Genomic DNA, 3,039 nt, shown 5'->3' with positions numbered 1-3,039 from the left:
GTGCACAAAGAACTTTATTATTACCTACTTGCTTACGAATATCGGCAATCGTATTTTCGATGAATGATTCCATCGTCCAGTTACCTTCAACTTGACATACGTTGTACAAGAAGTTACGAATCATTCCGAATTACGTATCGCCAAATCTATCACTTGCTTGTAAGCTTCACCTCTAGGGTCAGTATACATTCTCATCACATAAGCCTCCATTCCTATCAGTAATTGGCTAACCGATATCCTTTTACTCCATTATGGTAAAACTCTTTTCGTATGTGGGTCCAATCTAGGATATGTGGAAGAATCCACGGTATCTCACTTTCAAGAAACACGTACATCATAAAATGCTTTAGCAGAAAATGATCCAGTAATAAGAAAAAAGCTTGAACTTCTGCTTCTGTCGTTTCTTTCCCCCGCTTGAATTCAATTCCAAATAGCTCTACGACCCCAAAAGGTGGAATAACATCCCAGAACTCAAAATTTTCATCATTTTGATCGTAAACAACGCTTTGATTGATCGATGCAAGCATCAACGATTTCTCCTGCCACAAATCGCGCAGGCTAAACCTCAGTGTCAGTTGTATGTCTTCACAATTAATTTCAATATCAGCATGGTTGGAATTAAGTCCTGGATGTACCGTTATTCGATGGTTATCGACGCAATGCTTAATTTCCAGATTTGCACCCTCCCATGCTTCCATTGCAAATTCTTTCTCCTCCAAAAATAAATAGACCCTTGTTGCCATATTACCTCCACTAAATTGTATATGATGTGACTTACAAGCCATTTAGCTTTACTGCATGATCATTCATAAGTATGTACGTATACTAACAAACGGAAAATAGTGGAAAATGTTGCAAGATACTGTTTTTAATCATTGACATAACTTGCAAGTTTGAATTATCATATAACCATTGGTTATATGATAATTAGAAGCATGGGAGGGATAGTCGCTCAATGAGAAAAGAGCAGTCTCCAGAAGAAACTAAACGATCCATTATCGTAGCAGCTGAAAAACTGTTTAGCACTCGGGGATATGGACCAGTCACAATTCGAGAAATCGCTAAGGAAGCAGGTTGCTCACACACAACGATTTATATTTACTTCCGTGATAAGGAAGCATTACTTCATGCCTTATCGATGCAGCCCTTACAACAGTTCAAAGTCACTTTGAGCCAAGCTGCCGTGGATAAGGCTCATTCACCTATGCAGAAATTACAGCGATTGAATGAGTTATTCGTTCGGTTTTGTCTGGAGAACAGAAGCATGTACACTATTTTTTTGAGGTAAAAGCCGTTCGTGTCGATGAACCACAACCTGATTTGGAAATCAATCAATTACGTAATCAAATGTTCGGTATTCTCTCGCAACTGTTGCGAAGCGAGCTAGAAATACTAGAGGATGAACAGCTCCTTAACTTCTCTCGTATTTATTTCTACATGCTTCGTGGGATCATTGGCACTTATACACTTTCTGATGAGTCAGCGGATTCGATCTTGAACCGTTTTTCTTCAACTTTCGAGAATGCGTTCGAAACACTTATGCATGGATTTAGAATGCAATTAAAAAGTTCCTCAAAGGAGGCTTAATAAATGTTTACTGGACATTTTGGTCTTGCCGCCGCTATGAAACCGATCGAGCCTAAGGTTCCAATATGGGCGTTAATGGTAAGCACACAGCTACTTGATATTGCTTTTATTCCACTCTTACTCACTGGTGCTGAGTCACTAGAACCAATCGGTAAAGGTGGCTATGGTGAAGTTATCATACATGCAGATTATACTCACTCACTTGTAGGAGCTTTAGTACTGGCCATTATTGCGAGCATGATTGCTTGGCGAGTATGGAATCTACGTGCCGCAATCGTCATCGGCTCACTAACCTTTAGCCATTGGCTCATTGATCTGGTCGTACATCGCAGTGATATGCCAATCCTCCCCGGCAATATCGGCGAGTTTCCGCTGCTTGGATTTGGACTATGGGAGCTACCAGTTGTTAGCTTAGTGATAGAAGGTCTAATTGTTTTAACAGGGGCTACGTTATATTTCTATTGGTCTGTGGCAAAAGCGAAGAAAGACACTTTAATGGTGGTAAGTACTGGTACACAACCAAAAGCAGCTATTAGGCGTGCCTATTTAGCCGGTACAGTTATATCTATATTATTGCTCTTTTCGTTTTTAACAGATATTTTATCACTGTAACTGAAGACAACCGCTCGATTTACACCAAGTTTAAGACTTAAAAACAAGGCCCCTACTCACAACAATTTCTCATTTTATATACTCTTTTGTTTGAGCTATGCTTCATCAATATACAATTGATTCTTTCAAACGAAAAACGCCTCCTAAAATCTTTAAATTTAACGAAAAGGGAATAATAGCCTTTTCGCTGCTTTGCTCCGAGCACGTTCAATTTCTACATCAGTAGCCGATGGAGCAAAGTTGAATAGCGTCTTAATATTTCTGCACATAACGATTTCCGTTTTACTTTTCTTATTTATTATTTTACTACGCTTTATTCACCTTCACTAGTAATTATTCCATTCCCAGTTACGAAAGTAAGGTTAGTTAAATCTAGAATCCTCAATGTAAGCGTACCTTTATGATTCAGAATATCTCCAGCGGCATAAATGACAGAGACTGATGTTTCACTCGAAAGTGAACATTAATCCAATGCTCCTCAAGCTCGTGCTGGTTAGTCTCATCATTTCACTAAAACTACTACTGATGTTGTCGCTGGCTATCCATTGTATCAAAGCTAGTATTCAATCAAAAAAAAACTTGAAGAAATCCTGCATATAAACAGGCTCTTCAAGTTTTTTATATTATAATACCCTATTCCCACTCAATCGTGGAAGGCGGTTTGGAAGTAATGTCATATATAATACGGTTAACGTTATCTACTTCATTCACGATCCGAACAGAGATCTTCTCTAAGATATCCCAAGGGATACGTGCCCAGTCTGCTGTCATACCATCGATAGATGTTACTGCACGGATACCAACTGTGTAAGAGTACGTACGAGCGTCGCCCATTACACC

General features: G+C 39.1%; 6 protein-coding genes. 3 read left to right on the top strand and 3 right to left on the bottom strand.

The window, feature by feature from the left end:
• Positions 1 to 215: 215 nt before the first annotated feature.
• Positions 216 to 743, bottom strand: a complete 528-nt coding sequence (locus AC1TPB_RS24645) for a hypothetical protein (protein WP_482078915.1) — start codon at positions 741 to 743, stop codon at positions 216 to 218.
• A gap of 212 nt (positions 744 to 955) precedes the next feature.
• On the opposite strand from AC1TPB_RS24645, the gene AC1TPB_RS24640 reads away from it, so the two are divergent.
• The 3 genes from AC1TPB_RS24640 to AC1TPB_RS24630 are packed head-to-tail and all read left to right on the top strand — an operon-like array spanning position 956 to position 2,199.
• Complete coding sequence (locus AC1TPB_RS24640; protein WP_482078914.1) at positions 956 to 1,288, top strand: TetR/AcrR family transcriptional regulator; 333 nt, start codon at positions 956 to 958, stop codon at positions 1,286 to 1,288.
• The gene (locus AC1TPB_RS24635) at positions 1,246 to 1,587 is read left to right on the top strand and encodes a hypothetical protein (protein WP_482078913.1); all 342 of its coding nucleotides are present in this window, start codon (positions 1,246 to 1,248) and stop codon (positions 1,585 to 1,587) included. Before AC1TPB_RS24640 ends, AC1TPB_RS24635 begins: the two co-directional genes overlap by 43 nt.
• A gap of 3 nt (positions 1,588 to 1,590) precedes the next feature.
• A complete protein-coding gene (locus AC1TPB_RS24630) occupies positions 1,591 to 2,199 on the top strand; it encodes a permease (RefSeq protein ID WP_482078912.1) in 609 nt (202 codons plus the stop codon).
• A gap of 158 nt (positions 2,200 to 2,357) precedes the next feature.
• Here the strand turns inward: AC1TPB_RS24630 and AC1TPB_RS24625 are convergent, their stop codons facing one another.
• Positions 2,358 to 2,468, bottom strand: coding sequence for a DUF2277 family protein (locus AC1TPB_RS24625; RefSeq protein WP_482078911.1), 111 nt, complete (start codon positions 2,466 to 2,468; stop codon positions 2,358 to 2,360).
• A 364-nt stretch (positions 2,469 to 2,832) separates the two neighbouring features.
• A partial coding sequence (locus tag AC1TPB_RS24620) for a GMP synthase (glutamine-hydrolyzing) (protein ID WP_482078910.1) occupies positions 2,833 to 3,039 on the bottom strand: 207 nt, incomplete at its 5' end.

The sequence above is a fragment of the Paenibacillus sp. Y951 genome, from assembly GCF_056786395.1.
The sequence above is the reverse complement of the archived record's forward strand: the minus strand, read 5'-3'. Positions and strand labels throughout refer to the sequence as shown.

Bases quoted from the DNA above. Each gene is read 5' to 3' on its own strand.
- AC1TPB_RS24645 (WP_482078915.1), bottom strand. From the start codon at position 743: ATGGCAACAAGGGTCTATTTATTTTTGGAGGAGAAAGAATTTGCAATG.
- AC1TPB_RS24630 (WP_482078912.1), top strand. From the start codon at position 1,591: ATGTTTACTGGACATTTTGGTCTTGCCGCCGCTATGAAACCGATCGAG.
- AC1TPB_RS24625 (WP_482078911.1), bottom strand. From the start codon at position 2,468: ATGTGCAGAAATATTAAGACGCTATTCAACTTTGCTCCATCGGCTACT.
- AC1TPB_RS24640 (WP_482078914.1), top strand. From the start codon at position 956: ATGAGAAAAGAGCAGTCTCCAGAAGAAACTAAACGATCCATTATCGTA.